This is a genomic window from Compostimonas suwonensis (assembly GCF_002797855.1).
Taxonomy (GTDB): domain Bacteria; phylum Actinomycetota; class Actinomycetes; order Actinomycetales; family Microbacteriaceae; genus Compostimonas; species Compostimonas suwonensis.
Map to the genome: position 1 here is coordinate 611,657 of NZ_PGFB01000003.1, position 22,509 is coordinate 634,165.

General features: G+C 68.2%; 20 protein-coding genes, 1 tRNA gene and 1 pseudogene. 10 read left to right on the plus strand and 12 right to left on the minus strand.

All coding sequences use genetic code 11. From position 1 onward, the window contains the following. Nucleotides 1-25 precede the first annotated feature (25 nt). Together CLV54_RS10615 and CLV54_RS10620 are read right to left on the minus strand one after the other, a co-directional pair. Nucleotides 26-2,965, minus strand: a complete 2,940-nt coding sequence (locus CLV54_RS10615) for a DEAD/DEAH box helicase family protein (RefSeq protein WP_100344920.1) — start codon at nt 2,963-2,965, stop codon at nt 26-28. Beyond that, nucleotides 2,962-5,022 (minus strand): site-specific DNA-methyltransferase, encoded by a 2,061-nt coding sequence (locus CLV54_RS10620; protein WP_245861620.1) that lies wholly within the window; start codon nt 5,020-5,022, stop codon nt 2,962-2,964. Before CLV54_RS10620 ends, CLV54_RS10615 begins: the two co-directional genes overlap by 4 nt. Nucleotides 5,023-5,080: 58 nt before the next feature. On the opposite strand from CLV54_RS10620, the pseudogene CLV54_RS17940 reads away from it, so the two are divergent. Then, nucleotides 5,081-5,242: pseudogene (locus tag CLV54_RS17940) on the plus strand (helix-turn-helix domain-containing protein); the annotation flags it as partial. A 6-nt stretch (nt 5,243-5,248) separates the two neighbouring features. Then, nucleotides 5,249-5,386, plus strand: a complete 138-nt coding sequence (locus CLV54_RS17945; RefSeq protein ID WP_245861628.1) for a hypothetical protein — start codon at nt 5,249-5,251, stop codon at nt 5,384-5,386. Nucleotides 5,387-5,714: 328 nt separating this feature from the next. Here the strand turns inward: CLV54_RS17945 and CLV54_RS10630 are convergent, their stop codons facing one another. From CLV54_RS10630 to CLV54_RS17950, 5 genes are all read right to left on the minus strand, one after another. Continuing rightward, nucleotides 5,715-6,767 carry a hypothetical protein gene (locus tag CLV54_RS10630; RefSeq protein ID WP_245861584.1) on the minus strand — a complete coding sequence of 351 codons (1,053 nt, stop codon included), beginning with the start codon at nt 6,765-6,767 and terminating at the stop codon, nt 5,715-5,717. Between the two features lie 201 nt (nt 6,768-6,968). Further along, complete coding sequence (locus CLV54_RS10635) at nt 6,969-7,757, minus strand: ABC transporter ATP-binding protein (RefSeq protein WP_100344923.1); 789 nt, start codon at nt 7,755-7,757, stop codon at nt 6,969-6,971. Beyond that, on the minus strand, nt 7,757-8,557 hold the full coding sequence (locus CLV54_RS10640) for an ABC transporter permease (RefSeq protein WP_245861586.1): 801 nt from the start codon (nt 8,555-8,557) through the stop codon (nt 7,757-7,759). Before CLV54_RS10640 ends, CLV54_RS10635 begins: the two co-directional genes overlap by 1 nt. A 38-nt stretch (nt 8,558-8,595) precedes the next feature. Then, nucleotides 8,596-9,288, minus strand: coding sequence for a phosphocholine cytidylyltransferase family protein (locus CLV54_RS10645; RefSeq protein WP_100344924.1), 693 nt, complete (start codon nt 9,286-9,288; stop codon nt 8,596-8,598). A gap of 253 nt (nt 9,289-9,541) precedes the next feature. After that, a complete protein-coding gene (locus CLV54_RS17950) occupies nt 9,542-10,651 on the minus strand; it encodes a hypothetical protein (protein ID WP_245861630.1) in 1,110 nt (369 codons plus the stop codon). A gap of 16 nt (nt 10,652-10,667) precedes the next feature. On the opposite strand from CLV54_RS17950, the gene CLV54_RS17955 reads away from it, so the two are divergent. From CLV54_RS17955 to CLV54_RS10665, 3 genes are read left to right on the plus strand one after another with little or no spacing between them, the layout of a single operon-like run. Continuing rightward, entirely contained in the window at nt 10,668-11,363 is a 696-nt protein-coding gene (locus CLV54_RS17955; RefSeq protein WP_245861622.1) for an ABC transporter ATP-binding protein, read from the plus strand. Next, nucleotides 11,339-12,910, plus strand: a complete 1,572-nt coding sequence (locus CLV54_RS10660; protein WP_100344927.1) for a hypothetical protein — start codon at nt 11,339-11,341, stop codon at nt 12,908-12,910. Before CLV54_RS17955 ends, CLV54_RS10660 begins: the two co-directional genes overlap by 25 nt. Before the next feature lie 10 nt (nt 12,911-12,920). Further along, nucleotides 12,921-13,208 (plus strand): DUF3039 domain-containing protein, encoded by a 288-nt coding sequence (locus CLV54_RS10665; protein WP_245861588.1) that lies wholly within the window; start codon nt 12,921-12,923, stop codon nt 13,206-13,208. A gap of 126 nt (nt 13,209-13,334) precedes the next feature. Here CLV54_RS10665 and CLV54_RS10670 read toward each other — a convergent pair whose 3' ends face one another. Continuing rightward, nucleotides 13,335-14,657, minus strand: coding sequence for a nicotinate phosphoribosyltransferase (locus tag CLV54_RS10670; RefSeq protein ID WP_170061979.1), 1,323 nt, complete (start codon nt 14,655-14,657; stop codon nt 13,335-13,337). Between the two features lie 45 nt (nt 14,658-14,702). Here CLV54_RS10670 and murI point away from each other — a divergent pair, with 45 nt between their 5' ends. From murI to CLV54_RS10690, 4 genes are all read left to right on the plus strand, one after another. Beyond that, nucleotides 14,703-15,542, plus strand: coding sequence for a glutamate racemase (murI, locus tag CLV54_RS10675; protein ID WP_100345058.1), 840 nt, complete (start codon nt 14,703-14,705; stop codon nt 15,540-15,542). Next, a complete protein-coding gene (gene rph / locus CLV54_RS10680; protein ID WP_100344928.1) occupies nt 15,539-16,276 on the plus strand; it encodes a ribonuclease PH in 738 nt (245 codons plus the stop codon). Before murI ends, rph begins: the two co-directional genes overlap by 4 nt. Nucleotides 16,277-16,278: 2 nt before the next feature. After that, a complete protein-coding gene (gene rdgB, locus CLV54_RS10685) occupies nt 16,279-16,875 on the plus strand; it encodes an RdgB/HAM1 family non-canonical purine NTP pyrophosphatase (protein WP_100344929.1) in 597 nt (198 codons plus the stop codon). A gap of 113 nt (nt 16,876-16,988) precedes the next feature. Continuing rightward, nucleotides 16,989-17,900, plus strand: a complete 912-nt coding sequence (locus CLV54_RS10690; RefSeq protein WP_100344930.1) for a cation diffusion facilitator family transporter — start codon at nt 16,989-16,991, stop codon at nt 17,898-17,900. Nucleotides 17,901-18,057: 157 nt separating this feature from the next. Here CLV54_RS10690 and CLV54_RS10695 read toward each other — a convergent pair whose 3' ends face one another. Next, a complete protein-coding gene (locus CLV54_RS10695; RefSeq protein WP_425430279.1) occupies nt 18,058-18,798 on the minus strand; it encodes a DedA family protein in 741 nt (246 codons plus the stop codon). 297 nt (nt 18,799-19,095) lie between these two features. Continuing rightward, a tRNA-Leu gene (locus tag CLV54_RS10700) sits at nt 19,096-19,177 on the minus strand. Between the two features lie 104 nt (nt 19,178-19,281). Between CLV54_RS10700 and CLV54_RS10705 the strand changes: the two genes are divergently transcribed. Further along, nucleotides 19,282-20,391: a fatty acid desaturase family protein gene (locus CLV54_RS10705; RefSeq protein WP_100344932.1), complete on the plus strand. Its 1,110-nt coding sequence runs from the start codon at nt 19,282-19,284 to the stop codon at nt 20,389-20,391. Between the two features lie 115 nt (nt 20,392-20,506). Here CLV54_RS10705 and CLV54_RS10710 read toward each other — a convergent pair whose 3' ends face one another. Beyond that, a complete protein-coding gene (locus CLV54_RS10710) occupies nt 20,507-21,031 on the minus strand; it encodes a putative glycolipid-binding domain-containing protein (protein ID WP_157802920.1) in 525 nt (174 codons plus the stop codon). A gap of 130 nt (nt 21,032-21,161) precedes the next feature. Continuing rightward, on the minus strand, nt 21,162-22,448 hold the full coding sequence (locus CLV54_RS10715) for an APC family permease (RefSeq protein ID WP_100344934.1): 1,287 nt from the start codon (nt 22,446-22,448) through the stop codon (nt 21,162-21,164). Nucleotides 22,449-22,509: the final 61 nt, after the last annotated feature.

The window sequence follows — 22,509 nt, forward strand, 5'->3', positions numbered from 1 at the left end:
GCGGAGCATTCGCTGCACGCGATCCTCATGAGAAGAGCGGTACGTCGGTCGGCCCGTTGTCTCGGCGGAGTCGCGCGAAGGCGAGCAGCCGCGACGCCTGCTCGCCTTTCGAATGCCAGTCGCGCGCGGTCGACTCGCCGAGCAGCACATAGTGCCAGAGCCGGTCGTCGCGGTGCTCCGGCGCGAGCTCGTTGAGCTGCTCGCACCAGGCGAGCGCCGCGCGCTTCTTGCGCTGCACGTTCTCGTCGCTGAGGGCCGACTGCGCTTTCGTCTCAACGACATAGACCTCGTGCGCGGTTCGCACGAGGAAGTCGGGGGAGTACTGCGCGGGCATGCCATCGGCTTTCAGGTAGGGGCGGTGCAGATAGTCGTGCCGGAACTCGTCGATCTTGAGGAGGGCCTCGACCGCGGCATCCGTGTCGGCCCACTCGATGAACAGCCGTTCGAGGCCACCGCCGCGTGCGGGAACACGAAGCTTCGGGTAGATGCACTTGGTGACTGCGACCGCTGCGCTTGTTCGCACCGTGATCGTCGAGACCTCGGATGCGAGGCGATGATGCACGATCGCTTCGCGGACGGCCACGCTCTGCTGAGACTCGAGCAAAGCCGTCGCGAAGACGCCCGCGATGTCTTTCGAGACATCGGCGAGGAGGAGCACACGCCAGTTCTCGGCGTCGAGAGGGTCGAATGCCCGCCCGAACAAACGGCTTCGGATGTAGCGGTCGATCCAGCCGAGGAGGAGGGGTTTGTGGGTCTGCAGGATCGGGAACTCGCTGAGCCTGTTGTACTGCTGGGTCGTGTTCACGAAGGTGCGTCCGAGTGCTTCGGTGATGCGGTTCGTGATGCGTGAGAGATAGTCGTTGTAGCCGGTCGCCGTCATCACACCGCCGTCGACGCGGAAGTCGCCGTACTGGGTGCCCGTCTCGAGGTCGTGGGAGGCGAAGCGATCACCTGTGCCGATCATGGCAAGAAGATCGTCGAGCGGATACTTGCCGACCTCGAGCGACAGGGGATCGATGCTCGGCCTCACGAGCTCCTCTTCGACATCGCGGATGATCGCGGGCACGCGGAAGTCGTAGCTCTCGTAGCCGTCGCGGAGCTCCACGGTCTCCAGATCGCCGGTCGCACTCGTGGAATCCGACGCGTCGTCGACGGCCACAGCCACCCCGGTGCCGACGAGGTCGTCGTAGAAGCCCTCGAACGCGGGGTGCTCGACGACGAAGAGCACATCGAAGTAGTTGGTCGGAGCCTTGTGCAGTTGCATCCGCTGCCGGGTCTCGAGTTTGAGCTCGTCGATGGCCTCGTCGCCGCGCCACATCAGTCGAAGCCCGCGTCCGATGGTCTGCTCGAGCAGGATCCCGGAGGCCGAGCTCCGCAGAGGAACGATCACGCAGATGTTGTTGACGTCGAAGCCTTCACGCAGCATCAACACGCTGATGATGACTGTGGGGTCGGAGTGGCGGTCGATGTCGAAGAGCCGTTCGCGCATCGGCTCCCACTCCTTCGGGCCGAGTTCGGTTTTTCGCCCCGAGTCCACACGCAGGAACTCGTCGTCGGAGAGCCCGCTCTCGCGGAGGAAGTCTTCGACGAAGGGCGAGACCTTGGTGTCTTCTGTGACGATGAGGAGCTTCGGGTGTTTGACCTCGTTCGTCTCGACGAACTTCTGCTCGAGAATCTGCAGCTTCTTCACGCCGGCGCGGATCATCGTGCGCTGGCCGTCGGAGAGGCCGATGATCTGGTTGCGCTCGTCGCGCTCGGCCGTGAAATCGAGCGGCAGTGACGCGATCTCGGTGCGCTTGTCGAGCGCCAATGACTTCACGAGGCCTTGCCGCATCGCGGCGAAGAGCGGGAAGTCGACGACGATGTGCGGGAACCACTTCTTCCTACGTTTCGATCCCGAGCCGGTCTCGTTGTAGGGAGTCGCCGAGAAGTCGACCTGCACGAAGCGACGGCCCTTCGGCTCGGCGATCGCGCTCAGGCTCTTCTGCCACTCGACGTCTGTCGTCTCATCCGCATTGGCGATCTGGTGCACGTGGTGGGCCTCGTCGTTGAAGACGACGAGGTTCGACAGCCCGACGAGATGGTCGAGCGGGCGGCCGCGGGCGAAGCGCCGGTCGAGCGTCTCGAGGGAGTTGCCGGTCGACGTTCCCGGGGTCAGCGGAAAGAAGCTGCCGATAGCGGCGGCGACGTCGATCTCCTCGCCCGGCGCGAGGATGCGCTCCTCATCGTCGTCGAGGAAGTCGGGGTCTTCGACGCCGGCCAGCAGGTGCCAGTTGGTGATCGCGATCATGCCCGTGCCGGTGACCTTGCTGCCGATCTCCTTCTTGGTGACGACGGATGTCTGCAGAAACGAGAAGAGCGCCGGTCGACGGTCGTCGGGCACGAAGAGCTCCCGCTGCGCATAGATGTCGCTCGTGGCGAAATCCCGCTCGCTCGCGCCCTTCGTGCCGAGGAACGAGTCGAGCAGGCGGTCGTAGACGATGAGCCCGGGTGCCACGATGAGGAAGTTGCTACTGAAGCGCGGATCCGTCGGATCGGCCCGGTTGTTGAGGTGCTGCCAGATCAGGAGGGCGTTGAGCACCCAGGTCTTGCCCGTGCCGGTCGCCATCTTGGCGGCGTACTTCGGATAGCCGTGACGTTCGGATGTCACCTCGCCGAGCATCCCGTTGTGCAGGAGCGCCTCGCGCCGTACTTTGTCGTAGAGATCTTTGAGGCTCGTCGACTCGAGGATCTCGTGCGCATAGATGATCGCGAGGATCGCGTCGCGCTGCCCGTTGTGGAAGTTCGCGGTTCGACGCTCGCGGGCGTCATCCTGGAACCACCAGCGCAGGAGCGCGGCGGTCGTGGGGGTGACGCTGTCGATGAAGTCGTTCGCGACGCCCGCGTGGATGAGCGGGATGTCATCGGCGATCCTCGCGTGGATTCCCTCGGCGAGCGGGAACAGCTCCGGTTCGGTGGTGCTCACAGCGCGGGCTCCGGGATGTCGAGAATGACCTCGGATTCGAAGCCGAAGACGTCGACGGCGCGCACGCAAATTTGCCGCGGTCCATCGTGTCGCGGAGCCGTGACGGTCGCTTTCGTCACCACTCGGAGAGCGTCGCCATCGTTGGCGGTGTTGCCGCGGTAGTCCTGCCAGGACGAGCGGAAGACCTCCCCGTCGTAGTCGGGATCAACGGCCCAGTACTCGATGAGGGCGAGAGGTTCGCGGTTCATCACCTCCAGGACCTTGCTGCGATCTTCGGGCTTGAGGCTGATCGCATCAGGGGAGAGGAGCACGTAGTTGTCGAGTTCGACGGTGAACTCCTCCGACTCCGGGCTGGGGAACCGTGCCGCGATGTGCGCGTCGAGATACTGGAGAGTCGCGAATCGCACGGAATCGGTGAGCCGATCCTTTCCCGACTTCTTGAGCTGGTCGATCAGATGAGGCGGGATGACCCGCACCTCGAGTCGCGGGTCGCCGAGCCGTTCGATCTCCTGACCGATGCCAGTGGGGAAGTTCCAACCGAGTACGACGACCTTGTCGAATCCGCCGAGTTTCGCCTCGCGCCAGTTCTGTGCGCGTTTGAGAGTCGTCAACGACGTCAAGCGAGATGGGCTGTCTGCGAAGACGAGAGTGCGGTCGCCATCCGTGCGGCCGAGGGAGCCGTTGACGTTCTCCTCAGCCGGGAGAGGGAGCGCGCCGTAGATGGAGAGGATCGTCTGCGCCAGGTCGCCGACACGAAATCCGCTGCCGAAACTGCTGCGCGCCTGTTCTATCTGGTAGTCGCCGATCTCCTGTTGTAAGAACGGCTTGGCATGCTGATCGATGAGTCTCTTCCGGGAGATCATGACGGCGGGTTTCCCGAGGTCGGTCGCAATCCATCGGCGTCCCATACGCTCAGCCACCGCTGCCGTGGTTCCAGATCCGACGAAGAAGTCGGCGACGAGGCCGTCCACAGGACATGCCATGTCGATGAGTCGCTCGATGAGCTTCTCCGGCTTCTGGGTGCCGTAGTCGAGCCTCTCGGATCTGGACATGTGCATTGCATCGGGAATGTCGGCCCACACATCCCCTTGCAGAGCGTTTTCGTAGATGAACTCGTCGTCGGAGTCCACGAAGTATTTGATTCGGATTCCGCCTGATCGCGTCTCGTAGACCCGATTCTCTGCTCTGAGCCGCGCGATGCTCGCGTCCGTGTAGTCGCCGCGCGGGGATGTCTTGAACCATCTGCCATCGTCGTCGCGATAGAAGCCGGGGGCGTTGCCGATCGGGATCGACCGTCGTTCGAAGACTCTGTTGTAGAAGGCAGACGGGTTTTTCCCGTAGACGAAGAGGGTGTCGTGGTTTCGCGGCAGCTGCCCCGAGACGGCTTTCGCGCCGCGGCCTCCGTAGCTCCAGACGATCTCGTTTCTGAAGTTCTCCTTTCCGAAGATCTCATCGAGGAGCACCCGCACGTATGAGCCGACGTGCCAGTCGAGATGCACGACGATCGAACCCGTTTCGGAGAGAAGCTCTCGCATCAGGAACAGGCGCGGAGTCAGCATCTCGAGATACGAGGCCGTGCCGTCCGCCCAGGTGTCCGAGTAGGCGAACTGCTCCATCACATTCGGACGTTGCTCGAGATCTGCTCCCGGAAGCGTGATTTGTGTGCGGTAGTCGGCTTTCGAATCGAAGGGCGGGTCGATGTAGATGAGATCGACCGCGTTCCGCATCGTGGGTGTGCGGTCGTCTCCGGACAGAAGCGCGGCCATTGCGAGGAGGTTGTCGCCGTAGATGAGCCGGTTGGGAGCCGCGCCGAGGCTCTCGGGGTCGAACTCGGCATCGAGTGATGCGAGATCCAATCCGGACGAGCTCTTGTTGGGAAGGACGAATTCCCGCGTCTGCAGAGTCAGCTTCGTTCGGCTCTCCAGCTGCTCGAGGATCTGCGCGGCCTGCCGTTTTCCTTCGGCCACGATCTTCGGGAGCTGCTCGAGCAGAGACTTTGCCATCGGCGCGGGTTTCCTGTCTGTCGATCCACGGGAGTCCGTGGAGGCATAAGGCATTAAAGCATTAGCCACAGACTCTCTGGTCGCTGACTCTTGCGGCGGCTGTGATTGCTCTATGGTCGCCCCGCTGTCCCGAGCCTCGAAGACGTTCGGGGAACGCGTGCGGGCCGAGCGGGCCGTCCTCGGCGCCAGCCAGGAGGAGCTGGCCGAGGGAACGGGTCTGCACTGGACCACGATCGGCAAGATCGAGCGGGGCGAGCGCAACCTCAGCCTGCACAACATCGTGCGCATCGCGGCCGGCCTGGGGGTCAACCCGGGCGATCTCGTGGCGGATCTGAGCGACGACGACCTGCCGGAGCGCCCGCCGACCGTGAGCGGTATCGAGCGGCTGAAGATGCTCCGCGAGCAGCAGGGGCGCTAGGGGCGTCCGTCCGGGGTCGTGCTTCGACGCGGGTGGCCCGCGTGGCGCGGGTGCGCGCGGAACAGGGCGGGTTCGCGGAACGCCGCATGCCGGCATCCGTCTTCTGGGCGTGGCGCTGAGCGGTCCTGTTCAGCGAATGGGACGGGGCGCGTCGGATGACTCGCGGCGGGCCAGACGCCTGCGAACCTCGTTCGGCCGCGTCGTTCGGTGCGAAATGGAGGAGTCTCGCGGGTCAGCGTGGGAAAACACGGGTGAATCGACCCTCTGCGCCCAGGATCTCCTGCATTCGGGAGGTCTCCCGGGAGGGGGTGTCTAGCAGAGGTGCGGGCTAGTCGTGAGTCGGCGCTTCGGGGGCGGAAGCCGACGCCGGGGACGCCGGAGAAGAAGCGGGGGAAGCCGGGGGCGCGGGGCGGGACGCACGACGGGGGAGCGCCTTGCGGGCGGTGCTGCCGACGTTCTTCGCGGTGCTGCCGACGGTGCCGCTGAGGCTCTTCGCCGTGCTTCCGACGCCGCGCGCCGTGCTGCGACCGGCCGAGCCCGCGAGCTGGGCGACCGAGGAGGCGGCGCCGGTGACGGCCGTGCCGATCGAGGTTCCGAAGCGCGCGATGGCGGGGGTCGCGGCATCCACTCGCACAGTGCGTGGGCGGGGCTCGAGCACCTCGGGCAGCACGAAGGGCGGCTGGCCGAACGCGAGTCGCGAGTTCTCGAGCACCTTGCGCCCGAGCAGGTGGTTGCCGGTGCCGCCGATGACGGCGCCGATTCCGAAGGGCACGGCCTTGGCGAGGAAGCTCGCTCCGCCGCGTGCCGCGAACTGGCGAATGAAGGCGCCCTTGAGCCTGTCGACGAGCGGGCCGATAACGGCCTTCGGCAGGCTGTTGGTGACGAGCTCGCCCCAGTAGACGTTGCGTGCGGCGCCCGAGCCGGTCACCTGGCCGGCGAGCTGGCGCACGAGGTCGGTGCCCTCCCTGCCCAGCATGAGGGTGAGCACGAGTGCACGGGCGCGGTCGGGGTTGTCGACGGCGATGCCGTGGATCTCGGAGACCGATTGCGCGAAGAGGGCCGTCGCCTCGAGGAAGCCCGCCGTCTCGACGCCCGAGAGCACGAGGGTCACGCCGGTGCCGATGCCCGGGATGACCGCGGTGGCGCCCACGGCCGCTCCGCCCGTCGTCACGGCCGCGAGGTAGCGGCGCTCGACGATGCGGATCAGCTCGGCCGGGCTCGCCTGCGGGTGACGCCGGCGGATGCCGCGGATGTGAGCCAGCACGACCGGTCGCTGTATCGCGAGCATCCGGTCCACGCCGCGCGCGACGGCGCTCGGAAGCTCCGCGCCTGTCGCGCTCGCTCCCGTCGACCCGATGATCGGCTTCGGTTTTCTCGCCATTCCGTCGATCCTATGCGTGCGGGCTGCGAGAATGCCGACGCGCACCCGGCATCCTCACCCCTCCCGTTCGCCTCCGCTGACTCAAAACGACGGATATTTTGCCCTGGGGAGCCGGTTTGTCGCTCAAACCCCTCGATCCGAGCGAAATCTCCGTCGTTTTGAGTGGCGGGGCGGGGCGGGGCGGGGCGGGGGGAGGCGGGGTCAGTGCTTGGGCGGGATGCCGTAGTCGGCGTTGTAGCGGTCGAGGATCTCGGAGATCGGGCCGTCGACCACGAGTGCGCCCTTGTCGAGGTAGAGGCCGCGCCGGCAGAAGCGGCGCAGGTCTTTCTCGTTGTGGGAGACGAAGAAGAGGGTGCGGCCTCCCGCGAGCAGCTCCTCGATGCGGCGGTAGCACTTCTCGCGGAAGGCCTTGTCGCCTACGGCGAGCACCTCGTCGACGAGGATGACGGGCTCCTCCAGCCTCGAGATCACGGAGAAGGCGATGCGCACCTTCATGCCGCTCGAGAGGTGCTTGTACGGGGTATCGAGGAAGTCGTGGATCTCGGCGAAGTCGATGATGTCGGTGAACCGGTCGTCGATCTGGCGTTTTGTCATGCCGTGCAGGCCGGCGGTCAGGTAGACGTTGTCGCGAACCGTCAGGTCGTCGACGAACCCGCCGGTGATCTCGATGAGCGGGGCGACGCCCTCGCGCACGCGCACGGTGCCCTCATCGGGCAGCACGACACCGGCGACGAGCTTGAGCAGTGTCGACTTGCCCTGGCCGTTGCGACCGACGACGCCGATAGCCTCGCCGCGCTCGACACGGAAGCTCACGTTCTTGAGCGCCCAGAACTCGCCCGGCCGCGCGCGGCGGTTGCGGCCCGCGAAGAGGTCTTTGAAGTTGCGGCGGCCGCGTTTGTTGCGACGGAACCGGATGCCGACATCCTGCAGCTCGATGACCGGGGTCGTCGCCCGTGCGCCCGTCGTCGGGCGGTCGACGGCGCTCACCATCAGATCTCCTTCAGCACGGCGCGCTCCGTGCGTGTGAAGACGAGCAGACCGACGGCGAGGAAGGCGAGCGACATCACGGCGCTCACGAGAACGAGGAACCAGTCGAGCTGCTCGGGGAAGAATCCGGCGCGGTAGAGGCTGAAGATGCCCGAGAGCGGGTTGAAGGCCGCCCAGAAGTGCAGGTTCTCGGGCAGGTCGCTCGTGCCGTAGATGATGGGGGAGGCGTAGAACAGGAAACGCAGCACGAGCTTGATCGCCCGCTCGAGGTCGCGGAAGAAGACGACGAGCGGCGCCACGATGAGCCCGATGCCGACGGTGAGCGCCAGCTGGATGAGGATCGCGAGGGGGAAGAGCACGAGGTCGGCGTTGACGGTCGCGCCGGCGAGGATCGCGAACAGCGCGAGCACGGGAAGGCTCGCCAGGAACTCGATGCCTTTCGAGAGCACGAGCCGGTTGACCCAGATGGTGCGGGGGATCTTGGTGGAGCGGATGAGCTTCGCCTCGCGCAGGAATGCGCGTGTGCTGTCGGAGACCGAGCCGTTGAACCACATCCAGGGCAGCAGGGCCGAGAGCAGGAAGACGATGTACGGCTCGGTTCCGACCGGTTTCTGGAACACCTGGGTGAAGACGAACCAGTAGATCCCCGCCATCACGAGGGGGTCGAGGATCGACCAGAAATAACCGAGAGCGGATGTCGAGTACCGCACCCGCAGGTCGCGGCGGGTCAGCAGCCAGAGTGAATGCCGGTACCGCGCGAACGGCGTGCGCTGCTGTGGGCGCACCTCGGCGTAAACACTCACGGGGTCTCTCTCAGTGTGGCGACACCCCGAGAGCCCTCTCAGACGAAGAGATTTGCCCTCTCGAGGTCTTCCGCGAAGTCAATCTCCACCGCATAGAGATCGGAGATGTCTACCGGCTCGATGAGCAGTTTGTCCTGCTCAATGGCCAACTCTATGCCACGTTCGAAATAGTCCTGATCGCCCACGCGAGCCAGCTGGCGCACGAGCGTCGCCTTGTCTGCCGCCGAGACGTAGTTGATGCCGACGGCCTCGCCCAGCCCGCCCACGACGATCTTGGAGAGCTCCTTGATGTAGCCCTCGGCGCTCGTCGTGTACTTGACCTCTTCGTCGGACACCTTCGAGGTGTTCACGGTCACGAACGACTGCTCACGCGCGATCATGGCGGCCGCGCGGTCGAGGACGGCCGGGTCGAACACGACGTCGCCGTTCATCCACAGCACTCCTCCGCTCGACGACGCCTGGAGGGCGCGGAGCAGGCTCTTGGAGGTGTTGGTCTGGTCGTACTGCTCGTTGTAGACGAAGGAGGCGTCGGGGAAGGCCTCGATGATGTGCTCGAGCTTGTAGCCGACGACGAGGGTGACCTTGGCCGCGGTGCCGAAGGCGTGGTGGATGTTGTCGAACTGCTGCTGCATGATGGTGCGGCCGTCGCTCAGCTCGGTGAGCGGCTTGGGCAGCGAGCGGCCCAGACGGCTGCCCATGCCGGCTGCCAGAATGACTACTTGGGTGGTCACGATTATCTCCTCACGTGTGCTGGGTGTCGTTGCCGCTCAGGCGCCTCGCCAGCGAGGTTTGCCTAGGGTTAACCCAGAAGTTGACTAGTGGACACACCGTTATGCCATTATCACCATATCTTGTGCCCTGCTCGCGGGGCAGGCCTTTGTGCGCTCTCGTTGTGGTTTTGTAATACGCCTGTCTTTCTTTGCGCCCGTTTCGCGCAACGCAGGGCGTGCAACGGGACACTCGCGCACCCTTCGAATAGGTTGGCTATGTGACTTCCGTACCGCCTTCTCCGCCCGACGATTCTTCGACGAGCGGGGCAGACGGCTCGGTCGAGTCGACCCCGCAGCCGCCCGGATCCGCGGGGGAACGGGGCTCGGCCCAGCTGCCGGCGGCACCGCGCGCCGGGGCGAAACCGACGGGGCGCCCACCCGCCGCGAAGAAGCCCGCGGCACGTTCGGCGGCCGCATCGCGCTCGACGGCGGCATCACGAGCCGCGGCTGCGGCGTCGGCCGAAGCTGAGAATACGCAGGATGCCGCGGCCGACGGCTCCTCGCCGGCGAAGACCACCCCGGCGAAGCCCGCACCCGCCCGCCGCCCCGTCTCCTCGCGCTCACGGACCACGCGGAGCACCTCGGCGGCAGGCGCGTCGGCCTCGAGCGATTCCTCGACGGATTCGCCGGGCTCGACGGATTCGCCGGGCTCACCGGTGCGACCGAGCCGCACGCCGGCCGCCTCGACGGCGAAGGCCGCGGCGCCGGGCTCCGGGGCGAAGACCTCTGCGGCGAAGACTCCCGCGGCACGGGCATCGGCGACGACTGCCGCGAAGACGTCGGCCCGGTCCGCCACGGCGAAGGCGGCGGCGTCATCGACCGCGAAGCCACCGACCGCGAAGCCGGCGACGAAGGCCCCCACCGCGAAGCCGGCGACGCCGCGTGCGCCGAGCTCGCGCACGACGGCGAGCCGCACCGGCAAACCCGCCGCGACCTCAGCCTCCGCCTCGGCGGCCAAGGCTCCGGCCACGAAGGCTCCGGCGGCGAAGGCTCCGGCGGCGAAGGCCGCGACGGCCGCGGCCGCGACGACCCCGACGACGGAGGCCCCCGCGAAGCCCCCGGCAGGCACTGCGCCCGCCGCCGCCCCCGCGGCTCCGGCCGCTCCGTCCACGAAACCGCGCACCCCCGTCCCGCCGGCGAGCCCTGCTCCGGCGAAGACCCCGCCGACGACAGCGCAGCCGACGCCAGCGCCGACGAAGGCCGCCCCCACGAAGGCTCCCGCCCAGACCGCGGGCGCACCGGCATCCGCACCGTCGTCGACGCCCGCGGCGGGCGCGCGCCCGGCCCTCGAGTTCCACGGACTCACCAAGAGCTTCGGTGGCACGATCGCCGTCGACGGGATCGACCTCGTCGTTCCCGTCGGCTCGTTCTACGGCATCGTCGGGCCCAACGGCGCGGGCAAGACGACTACGCTGTCGATGGTCACGGGCCTCCTGCGCCCCGACGCCGGATCGGTGACCGTGCACGGCATCGACGTCTGGGCCAAACCCGTCGACGCCAAGCGCAGCACGGGCGTGCTGCCCGATCATCTGAGGCTCTTCGACCGCCTCACGGGCGCGCAGTTCCTGCACTACGCCGGAACCCTGCGCGGCCTCGACGCCGCGACGGTGCGCAAGCGCTCCGCCGACCTCGTCGCCGTCTTCGGGCTGGAGGACGCCGTGAACCGTCTCGTCGCCGACTACTCGACCGGCATGCGCAAGAAGGTCGCGCTCGCGGCGGCCATGATCCACTCGCCGCGGCTGCTCGTTCTCGACGAGCCCTTCGAATCGGTCGACCCCGTCTCGGCGGCGACCGTCATCGAGATCCTGCAGCGCTACGTCTCGGCGGGGGGCACGGTCGTGCTCTCGAGCCACGGCATGGACCTCATCCAGAGGGTGTGCGACAGGGTCGCCATCATCGTGAGCGGCAGGGTGCTGGCCCAGGGCACGGTCGACGAGGTGCGCGGCACGGGAACACTCGAGGAGCGCTTCGTCGAGCTCGCGGGCGGGCGCACAGTGGCGGAGGGCATGGAGTGGTTGCACAGTTTCTCGGACTGAAGCTCCGGCAGATCGGAGGCACCTTCCGGCGGAGCGTGTGGCAGTCGGTGGGGGTCATCGTCGCGATCGTCGCGGGGCTTGCACTCGTGACGGTGCTCGCCGCCAACCTCGTCGATCTGCGGGATGTCGCGGTCGGCACCGTCGGCACGGCGCTCACGGTCGCGGGCTCGGTCGTCGTGCTGGGGTTCACCGTCATCCCCCTCTTCTTCGGCTCGAGCGACACCATGGATCCGCGCGGTTTCGCGCTCTTCGGCATCCCGAATCGCACGCTCGCCCTGGGTCTCCTGGTCTCGGCGTTCATCGGCATCCCGGTGCTGCTGCTCGCGGTCGTCGCCCTCGCCACGGTCGTCGCCTGGGGCCGCGGTTTCGGCGAGGTCGTCTTCGCGATCCTCGGGGCCGTCGTCGGGGTCGTGACCTGCGTCGTGCTCTCGCGGGTGACGACCTCTCTCGCGGCACTCGGGCTGTCGGCATCGCGCTGGCGCGACATCCTGCGGGTTCTCGGCACGGTGCTGCTCTTCGTCGTGGCGCTCGTGCTCGTTGTGCTCATGACCGTCGACTGGTCGGCGCGGGCCGTCGGCTCGCTCGACGACCTGGCTGAGATCCTCGGTTGGACGCCTCTCGGCGCGGCCTGGTCGATGCCCGCCGCCGCCGCGGCCGGCGACTACGGCGGGGCGTTCCTCAAGCTCCTCGAATCTGTGGCGGTCGTCGTCGTGCTCTGGTTCGCGTGGCGGGGGCTCGTCGCGCGGATGATCGTGACGCCCGGCCGCGAGGCCCGCGTGCGCTCGTACGCCGGGCTCGGCTGGTTCGGCGCCTTCCCCAGCACCCCGACGGGCACGATCGCCGCCCGCAGCCTCACCTACTGGGCGCGCGACCCGCGCTACGGCGTCTCGCTCGTCGCGCTCCCCATCCTGCCGATCTTCATGATCGCCGCGCTCACCCTGGCGGGGGTGCCGTGGCCCGTGATCGCGCTGACGCCGCTTCCGCTCATCTGCGTGTTCCTCGGCTGGACGATGCACAACGACGTGGCCTACGACAGCACGGCCATCTGGCTGCACGTCGCCTCCGGGACCCGCGGGTTCTCCGACCGGGTCGGGCGCATCATCCCCGTGCTCCTCGTGGGCATCCCGATCATCGTGGCCCTGGCCTTCGCGAGCATCGCGCTCAACGGCGACTGGCGACTGCTGCCGAGCATGCTCGGCGTGTGCGCGAGTCTCTTCCTCTCGGGTCTCGGCTTCGCGAGCTTCACCTCGGCCCGGTTCCCCTATCCGGCCACCCAACCGGGCGAGAGCCCGTTCTCGGCGCCGCAGGCCTCGGGAACGGCCGCGGCCGCCGTGCAGAGCCTGAGCTTTATCGGGTCGATCGCCGTGAGCATCCCCGTTTTTATGCTCGCGTGGATGGGCGTCGACGACGACCCGTCATGGCACCTCGTGGCGCTCGGGGCGGGAGTCGGCATCGGGCTCGTGGTGCTCGTCGGGGGTGTGGCGTGGGGCAGCTGGGTGTTCAACCGCCGTGGTCCCGAAATGCTGGCCGCCGCCATCCGCGCGTAGAATTGAAGGCATGAATTCCGAGGTGCGTATGAGTATTGCCGATCCCGGTCAGCCCGGCGGCGGAACGTCCACTCTCGACCGCGAGCTGCAAGAACTCCTCGAGCGCGAGACGATCGAGCCGGGCGACCACGAGCGCTTCTCCCACTATGTGAAGAAGGAGCAGATCCTCGAGTCGGCGATGACGGGCAAACCCGTCGAGGCGCTGTGCGGCAAGAAGTGGCTGCCGGGCCGCGACCCCGAGAAGTTCCCGGTCTGCCCCGCCTGCAAAGAGGCGTACGAGAAGCTCAACAAGAAGTAGGCCTCGCCGCTTTCGAGTTCGTTCACACGTCGAGCGCGGGTTTGTTGCCGGGCGCGGCCCCTCGGCGCTCGTCGCCCGCGAACAAACCCGCGGTCGCGAACGAGCCGGGGCTCGGCACCGGCTCAGCTAGCGGTAGACGGTCGGGATGACGGGTTCCCCGCGCCCGAGGCGGAAGGCCTCCACCGGCAGCTCCGAGATCGCGGACTCGCGGTGCTCGCGCGCGAGCAGGGTGCCCTCCGGCCCACGGTAGCGGTCGACGATCACGCCCTCGACGATGAGCGGCACGAGCAGCGGGCGGGCGCCGGCCACCTCGGCGCCGGGCGCGAACTCGCCGTGCGCCGTCGTGTCGACCGACACGACCTCCTCGAGGGCCGTGCCGCGCGCGGTGAGCCGCCGCACGGCCGTCTTGCGCCCGCCGACCGTCGCCTTGGCCGCCGACCGCTTGGCGACCGAGATCCAGTCGCCGGCGTCGTCTCTGCGCGCCACGAGCTTGTAGACCATGCCCGCCGTCGGCGCCCCCGAGCCCGTGACGAGCGAGGTTCCCACGCCATAGGAGTCGACGGGGGATGCCGCGAGAGCGGCCACCGCGAACTCGTCGAGGTCGTTCGTGACCGTGATCTTCGTGCCCGTGGCCCCGAGCGCGTCGAGCTGCGCGCGCACCTGCTGCACGAGCACCGGGAGGTCGCCGGAGTCGATCCGCACCGCGCCGAGCCCGGTGCCCGCCACCTCGACGGCGAGCTCCACCGCCTCGGGGATATCGTAGGTGTCGACGAGCAGGGTCGTGCCGGGGCCGAGGGCCGCGACCTGGGCGCGGAAGGCGTCCTCCTCGGTGTCGTGCAGGAGCGTGAAGGCGTGGGCGGCCGTGCCCATCGTCGGGATGCCCCACTGCCGACCCGCCTCGAGGTTGGAGGTCGCGTCGAAGCCGGCGATGAACGCAGCGCGAGCGGCTGCCACCGCGGCATCCTCGCTCGTGCGTCTCGAGCCCATCTCGGCGAGCGGCCTGCCCCGGCTGACCGAGACCATCCGCGCGGCGGCGCTCGCGACCGCGGAGTCGTAGTTGATGACGCTCAGGGCGAGGGTCTCCAGGAGCACGGCCTCGGCGAAGGGAGCCTCGACGATGAGGACGGGGGAGTTCGGGAAGTACACCTCGCCCTCGCGGTAGCCCCAGATGCTGCCGCTGAAGCGGAAGTCGGCGAGCCAATCGAGTGCGGCGCCCGTGACGACCGTGTTCGAGCGCAGCCAGTCGAGCTCGCGGTCGTCGAAGCGGAACCGCTCGATCAGGTCGAGCAGCCGGCCGGTGCCCGCGAGCACGCCGTAACGGCGGCCGTCGGGGAGGCGGCGGGCGAAGACCTCGAAGATGCACTCGCGTTGCGAGGTGCCGCTCGCGAGCGCGGCTTCGAGCATGGTGAGCTCGTAACGGTCGGTGAGCAACGCGGTCGAGCTGGGCACGCGGTCAGTCTACTGGGGAGGGTGCTGCGGGTAGGCTTGATCTTCGTGACGGATGCACCGATTGGGATCTTCGACTCCGGGGTCGGCGGTCTGACCGTCGCCCGGGCGGTCAAAGACCAGCTGCCGCAGGAGTCGATCCTCTACGTGGGCGACACGGCCCACTCCCCGTACGGGCCGAAGTCGATCGCCGACGTCCGCGGCTACGCGCTCGAGGTGCTCGACGACCTCGTCGCCCAGGGCGTCAAGATGATCGTCATCGCCTGCAACACCGCGTCGGCGGCCATGCTGCGCGACGCCCGCGAGCGGTACGACGTTCCCGTGGTCGAGGTCATCCAGCCCGCCGTGCGCAAGGCGGTCGCCACGACGCGCAACCGCCGGGTGGGCGTCATCGGCACGGTCGGCACGATCAACTCGCGAGCCTACGAAGACGCCTTCGCCGCGGCGCCGGAGCTCGAGCTCTTCCCCCAGGCCTGCCCGCGCTTCGTCGAGTTCGTGGAGGCCGGCGACACCTGGAGCCCCGAGCTCCTCGCCGTCGCCGAGGAGTATCTCGCGCCCCTGCGTCACGCCGGGGTCGACACCCTCGTGCTCGGCTGCACCCACTACCCCTTTCTCAAAGGCGCGATCTCGTACGTCATGGGGGCGGGCGTCACCCTCGTCTCGAGCGACGAGGAGACCGCCAACGACGTGTACCGCGTTCTCGTGAGCCAGGGCCTGCAGCGCACCGCCGCCGAGGCTCCCGACTACCGCTACGAGGCGACCGGCGCGAGCACGGACGAGTTCCTGCGTCTCGCCCACCGTTTTATGGGCCCCGAGGTCTCCACGGTCGAACTCGTGCAGACCGGCACCATCCACCTACCGCCCCGATCCCTGGAGGACACCCCGTGAGCGAGACCCGCGCCGATGGCCGAAGCGCCGATGAACTGCGCCCCGTGACGATCGAGCGAGGCTGGAGCGCGCAGGCCGAGGGCTCCGCGCTCATCTCCTTCGGCAAGACCAAGTTGCTCTGCACCGCGTCGTTCACCAACGGCGTGCCGCGCTGGATGAACGGCTCCGGCAAGGGCTGGGTGACCGCGGAGTACTCGATGCTCCCGCGCTCTACCAACTCGCGGACGGACCGCGAGTCGGTCAAAGGCAAGATCGGCGGGCGCACCCACGAGATCTCGCGGCTCATCGGCCGCAGCCTGCGTGCCGTCGTCGACATGAAGGCGCTCGGCGAGAACACGATCGTGCTCGACTGCGACGTGCTGCAGGCCGACGGCGGCACCCGCACGGCGGCCATCACGGGCGCCTACGTCGCGCTCGCCGACGCCCTCGAGTGGGGCAAGCAGCACAAGTTCATCGCCCAGCGCGCGACGCCGCTCATCGACAGCGTCTCCGCCGTCTCGGTCGGCATCATCGACGGCACCCCCATGCTCGACCTCGCCTACGTCGAAGACGTGCGCGCCGAGACCGACATGAACGTCGTGACGACCGGCCGCGGCCTCTTCGTCGAGGTGCAGGGCACGGCCGAGGGCGCGCCCTTCGACCGCCGCGAGCTCGACGCTCTGCTCGACCTCGCGCTCGGCGGCTCGGAGAGGCTCACGGCCATCCAGCTCGCGGCGCTCGCCGAGGTCGGCTGAGCATGGACGTCGTGCTCGCGACCCACAACCAGCACAAGGTCGACGAGTTCCAGCGCATGCTCGACGAGCGGATGCCGCAGATCCGGGTCGTCGCCCACGACGGGCCCGAGCCCGTGGAGGACGGCGTGAGCTTCAGCGAGAACGCGCTTCTCAAGGCGCGCGCGGCATCCGCTCACACCGGGCTCGTCGCGCTCGCGGACGACTCGGGCATCTGCGTCGACATCCTCGGAGGGGCGCCGGGCATCTTCTCGGCGCGCTGGGCCGGGTCGGCTCACGACTCGGCCGCGAACCTCGCACTGCTCATCGATCAGCTGCGCGACGTTCACCGCGAGCACCGCGGGGCGAGCTTCGCCTGCCACATCGCGCTCGTCGTTCCCGGCGCAGACGGAGCGACCGCTCGCGAGCACGTCGTCGTGGGGGAGTGGCCGGGCTCGCTCGCACGGGAGCCGCGCGGCGAGCACGGCTTCGGCTACGACCCGATCTTCGTGCCGGAGGGCGAGAGCCGCACGGTCGCCCAGCTGAGCCCGGAGGAGAAGAACCGGGTGAGCCATCGCGCCCGCGCCTTCGAGGCCCTCATCCCGGTGCTCGAGACCCTCTGAGCGTCGTGCCCCGGACGCCTCGTGCCGCCGCCCGCACCAGCTGAGAACGGCACTCATTCCTATCTAGACCGCTCGTCTTCCGCGCGCCCCGGCAGGCACCTAACCTGGAAGCGATGAGCCACGACCACAGCCACGCGACCACGCAGAACCGCACACGACTCCTGATAGCGATCGGGATCGTCGCGACGGTGCTCGTCGTCGAAGTGGCGGGCGCCTGGCTGACCGGCTCCCTCGCGCTGCTCGCCGATGCGGGCCACATGCTCTCGGATCTGATCGGGCTCGTCATCGCGCTCGTCGCCGTGGCGATCGCCGCGCGTCCCGCGAGCGACCGGCAGACCTTCGGCTACCAGCGCGCCGAGGTCTTCGCGGCGCTCGTGAACAGCCTCATCCTGCTCGGGGTGTCGGCGTGGGTCGCCTACGAGGCGATCACCCGCCTGGTGAACGCCGAGGCCGCCGAGGTGCGCAGCGGCCCGATGCTCGTCATCGCCGTCATCGGGCTCGTCGCCAACATCGCGGGGCTCCTCGTGCTGCGCGACTCGGCGGCGAAGTCGATCAACATGCGCGGTGCCTACCTCGAGGTGCTCGGCGACGCGATCGGCTCGGTCATGGTCATCATCGCCGCGATCGTCATCCTGACGACGGGCTTCGAGCAGGCGGATGCGATCGCCTCGCTCGCCATCGCGGCCCTCATCGTGCCGCGGGCGATCATCCTGCTGCGCGACGTCGTGCGCGTGCTCAGCGAGGCGACGCCCAAAGACACCGACGTCGCTCAGATCCGCGAGCACATCCTCGAGACCCCGGGGGTCGTCGCGGTGCACGACGTGCACGTGTGGGCGATCACCTCCGGCGCCTACGTGTTCTCGGCGCACGTCGTGGTGGAGCCGGAGATCTTCGTGCAGGGCCGCACGGGCGCCCTGCTCGACTCGCTCTCGGAGTGCCTGTCAGGCCACTTCGATGTGGAGCACTCGACGTTCCAGCTCGAGCCGGCCGAGCACGCCGCCCACGAGGAGACGTTGCACGACTGACCTCCCGTCGCTGCTTTCCCTCAAAACGACGGACTTTTTGCCCGAAAATGCTCTGTTTGGGCGAAAAGGGTGCGTTGTGCCGCGAATCTCCGTCGTTTTGAGAAGGGGGAAGGGTTGCTCGATACGGCGTGGCGGGCGCGTGGCCGGCGCGGCGCGATCAGTGCTTGTCGTCGCGGTTCTCGAAGACCTCGGGCTCGAGGGTGAGCTTCTCGGCCGCGCCGGTCGCCTCGACATCCTCGGCCAGCGCCGAGGCGGCGTTGCGCTTGGCGGCCCGGCTCGACCGGAAGTAGTGGATGAGCGTGGGCACGACGGTCAGGACGACGGCCGCGATGAGGATGAGGTCGATGTAGTTCTGCACGAACTCGCTCACCGGCGGGATGTAGCCGAGCAGGAAGCCGATGTAGGTGAGGCCGGCACCCCAGATGAGCGCGCCGATCAGGTTGTAGAGCGAGTACTTGCGGTAGTTCATGTGGCCGACGCCGGCCGCCACCGGGGCGAAGGTGCGCACGATGGGAACGAAGCGGGCGAGGATGACGGCGAGCGCACCGAATCGTTCGAAGAAGGCGTTCGTGCGCTCGACGTTCTTGATGCTGAAGATGCCCGACTCTTTGCGTTCGAAGATCCTCGGGCCGAGCTTGTGGCCGATCAGATAGCCGACTTCACCACCGAGGAAGGCCGAGAAGCCGATCAGCAGGCACACCCACCAGATGTCGAGCTGGATGACCCCGCCGAAGGTGAGGATGCCGGTGATGATGAGCAGCGTGTCGCCGGGCAGCAGGAAGCCGATGAGCAGTCCCGTCTCGGCGAAGACGATGGCGCAGATGACCACGAGGGCCCAGGGGCCTGCGCCCGAGATGATCGTCTCGGGGTCGAGCCAGGGGATGAGTGCGGTGTTGATCACAGGAAGACGTCTCCAGTCGTCGGTTGCCGTTTGAGGTCAATCGGCGGCGGCCAATGCGCGGTTGTTTCTCTCAGGGTAGCCGCACAACCTTGAGAAGGGAGTGGGGAAGGCCCCCGTTTTCTCGCGCGGCCGTGTGGGGCAGGAGACCACGTGGTGCGGAAGGCGGGACGTGGATCTCATCCGGGCCCGTCCGGGAGGGATCACGTGGTGCGGAAGGCGGGACGTGGATCCCGTCCGGGAGGGATCACACGTGCGGAAGGCGGGACGTGGATCCCGTCCGGGAGGGATCACACGTGCGGAAGGCGGGACTTGAACCCGCACGCTCGAAAGCACAGGAACCTAAATCCTGCGTGTCTGCCAATTTCACCACTCCCGCGTATGCCCCCTCAGTTTACGCAGGCGGCTTGCAGTCTCGGAGCGTACCGTCGCCCGCGAACGCATCATCGACACCGTTTGCCGGTACCGCGCTCGAGGTGGACGATGACGATCAACAGTGCACGATCCGCGGCTGTCACGGTTGCGGGAAGCGACCCGGCCCGCTCCGGGACAGCGCGGGCAGCAAGCGATTTCACAGAGCTGGCGCGGCAGATCCAGGCTGCGGGCCTCATGCGCCGCCGTTACGGCTACTACTGGAGCAGGCTCCTCGCCGTCCCCGTCGCCTATGCGGCCTGCTTCGCTCTCTTCGTGTGGATCGGCAACTCCTGGTGGCAGCTGTTCGTGGCCGTGCTCTTCGCGGTGCTCTTCACCCAGACCGCCTTCCTCGGCCACGACGCCGCACACCGGCAGATCTTCCGCTCCGGCCGTTGGAACGACTGGATCAGCCTCGTCGTCGGCGACCTCTTCATCGGCATGAGCTACGGCTGGTGGCAGCACAAGCACACCCGTCATCACGCCAACCCCAACCAGCTGGAGTCCGATCCGGATCTCGAGCTGCCCGTCATCTCGTTCACCCCCGAGCAGGCCGCCCGGCGTCGCGGCGGCGTCGTCGGCTGGCTGATGGCGCATCAGGGAGCCTTCTTCTTCCCGATCCTGCTGCTCGAAGGCCTGTCGCTGCACGCGTCGAGCGTGCGCCGCGTGGTCTCCCGCGAGCACGTCTCGCGGCGGTGGGTCGAGATCGGCTTCCTGACCGTGCGGCTCGGCGGCTACCTGCTGCTCGTCTTCCTCGTGCTCACCCCCGACAAGGCGTTCCTCTTCCTCGGAGTCCAGCTGGGGCTCTTCGGCTTCTACATGGGCGTCTCCTTCGCGCCCAACCACAAGGGCATGCCGATCGTGCCGAAAGCACTCCGGCTCGACTTCCTGCGGCGTCAGGTGATGATGAGCCGCGACATCCGGGGCAGCAAGGCGCTCGACGTGGCGATGGGCGGGCTCAACTACCAGATCGAGCACCACCTCTTTCCGTCGATGCCGCGCCCGCATCTGCGGCGGGCGGCGCCGATGATCTCGGCGTACTGCCGCGACCACGACGTGCCGTACACGCAGACCGGGCTGTGGCAGTCGTACGCGATCGTGCTGCGCTACATCAACCGGGTGGGGCTCGGCGAACGCGATCCTTTCGACTGCCCCCTCGTGCAGCAGCGTCAGACGGTGTGAGGGCGGGCTTCGCCGACGCGGTGCCGCTGTCGCGAGTCGCGTCAGATCGTTGTTTCCGCGCGGTTTTCGAACGATGTGGCGCGAATCGCGGGGCGTTCTGTGGGAGCCTGCCCGGTCAAGGAGTCATGCCGTCGAGCAGCCAGTCGAGCCCGCTGCGGAAGACCTCGTCTCCGGGGAAGCGCGACATCGGCTCGCTGAGCCGCCCCGTGTGGCCGCCGATGCGGCTCGCCTCCGCCCTGCCGCGGGCACGACGGGACTGCGGGTCGGGATCGTCGCGGCGCGGCACCTCGAAGGCCGCCGAGCCGATCGTGTGGATGAGCAGCACCTGGAGCGCGTGAACCGCGGGGAACGCGTTCGTCATCGCCGAGGACTCCAGATCGACGTCGGGGCAGCCGTCCGGCGCGGGCGCGGGTGCGCCGCCGACGAGCCAGCGCCCGCTGCCGTCGTGATCGAGCGTGGCGGAGTGCTCGCCCGAGACGGTGCGATTGCGGATGACGGCGTGCCGGGTCATCCATTCACCGTCGACGACGATCTCGTAGCTGACCGACCAGGCTTCGCCCTCCTCGACGGCTGTTGTGCACCCGGTGATGCGGTGCGCGGTGCGGGCGGCGGCGAGCTGCGCGCCCCACTGAACCCCCACTGAACCCCCCACTGAAAACGACGGAGATTTCGCCGGATCAGGCCCGTTTGGGCGAGAAAACCCCGATTTCGGGCGGAAAGTCCGTCGTTTTGAGTCGCTCGTTGAGTCGCGTTGTGGGTCGGCCGCCGGGTCAGGCGGAGGGCGCGGGGCGCTGCAGGCGCAGCCGGAGCAGGCGGTAGCCGACCCCGACGGCGAGCACGATCACGCCCACCACGATCGACACGGGCGGAAGCGTCACGACGAGCACGAGGCATCCGATCGCGCCGACGACCTGCAGCGCCTTGGGATAGCGCCGCTGCCCCGTCCGCTGGGTGAAGGCCGACACGTTCGCGATGAAGTAGTAGAGCAGCACGCCGAACGACGAGAAGCCGATCGCGCCGCGCAGGTCGACCGTGAGCACGAGGACGCTCACGGCCACCGCGAGCGCGATCTCCGCGTGGTGCGGAACCGCGTGCTTCGGGTGCACCGCCGCGAGCCAGGTGGGCAGGTCGCGGTTGCGGGCCATCGCCAGACTCGTGCGTCCGACACCGGCCACGAGCGCGAGCAGGGCCCCGAGCGCTGCGGCCGCCGCGCCGACGCGCACGATGGGCGCCGCCCAGCTCCAGCCGCCGGATGTCGCGACCTCGACCAGAGGGGCCACCGAGCTCGCGAGGCGCTCCGGGCCGATCACGCTCAGCACCGTCAGGGCGATGATCGTGTAGATGACGAGCGTGATGAGCAGGGCCGTGATGATCGCGCGGGGGATCGTGCGCTGCGGGTTCGTGACCTCTTCGCCCATCGTCGCGATGCGCGCGTAGCCGGCGAAGGCGAAGAAGAGCAGCCCGGCCGATTGCAGGATGCCGTACCAGCCGTCGGCGAAGAGTTCCTGCCCGAGCTGCTCGGCATGCGGGCTGCCGCCGGCCAGCCCCGCGACGACGACCAGCGCGAGCACGACGAGCACGACCGCGACGATGATGCGGGTCAGACCGGCCGTGCGGGTGACGCCGAAGCAGTTCACAGCGGCGAGGGCCAGGATCGCGGCGACGGCGACCGGCTTCTCCCAGCCGGCGGGCGCCGCATAGGCCGCGAAGGTCAGCGCCATGGCGGCGCAGCTCGCCGTCTTGCCGATGACGAAGCTCCAGCCCGCCAGGAAGCCCGGCCACTCGCCCAGGCGCTCGCGGCCGTAGACGTAGGTGCCGCCCGAGGTCGGGTACTGGGCGGCGAGCTGCGCCGACGCCGTCGCGTTGCAGTAGGCCACGATCGCGGCGATCGCCAGGCCGATCAGCAGTCCCGCTCCGGCCGCGGCGGCCGCGGGCGCGAAGGATGCGAAGATGCCCGCGCCGATCATCGAGCCGAGGCCGATGACCACGGCGTCGAGTGTGCCGAGCTTGCGCGCGAGTGCGGGGCCGGCGGGCGGGCCGGCGGGGCTGGGGGTCATCGTGGGATTCCCATGTCGGTAACCACTATGGGTGTTCCGGGTGTCTGCCGGGTGAACGGTC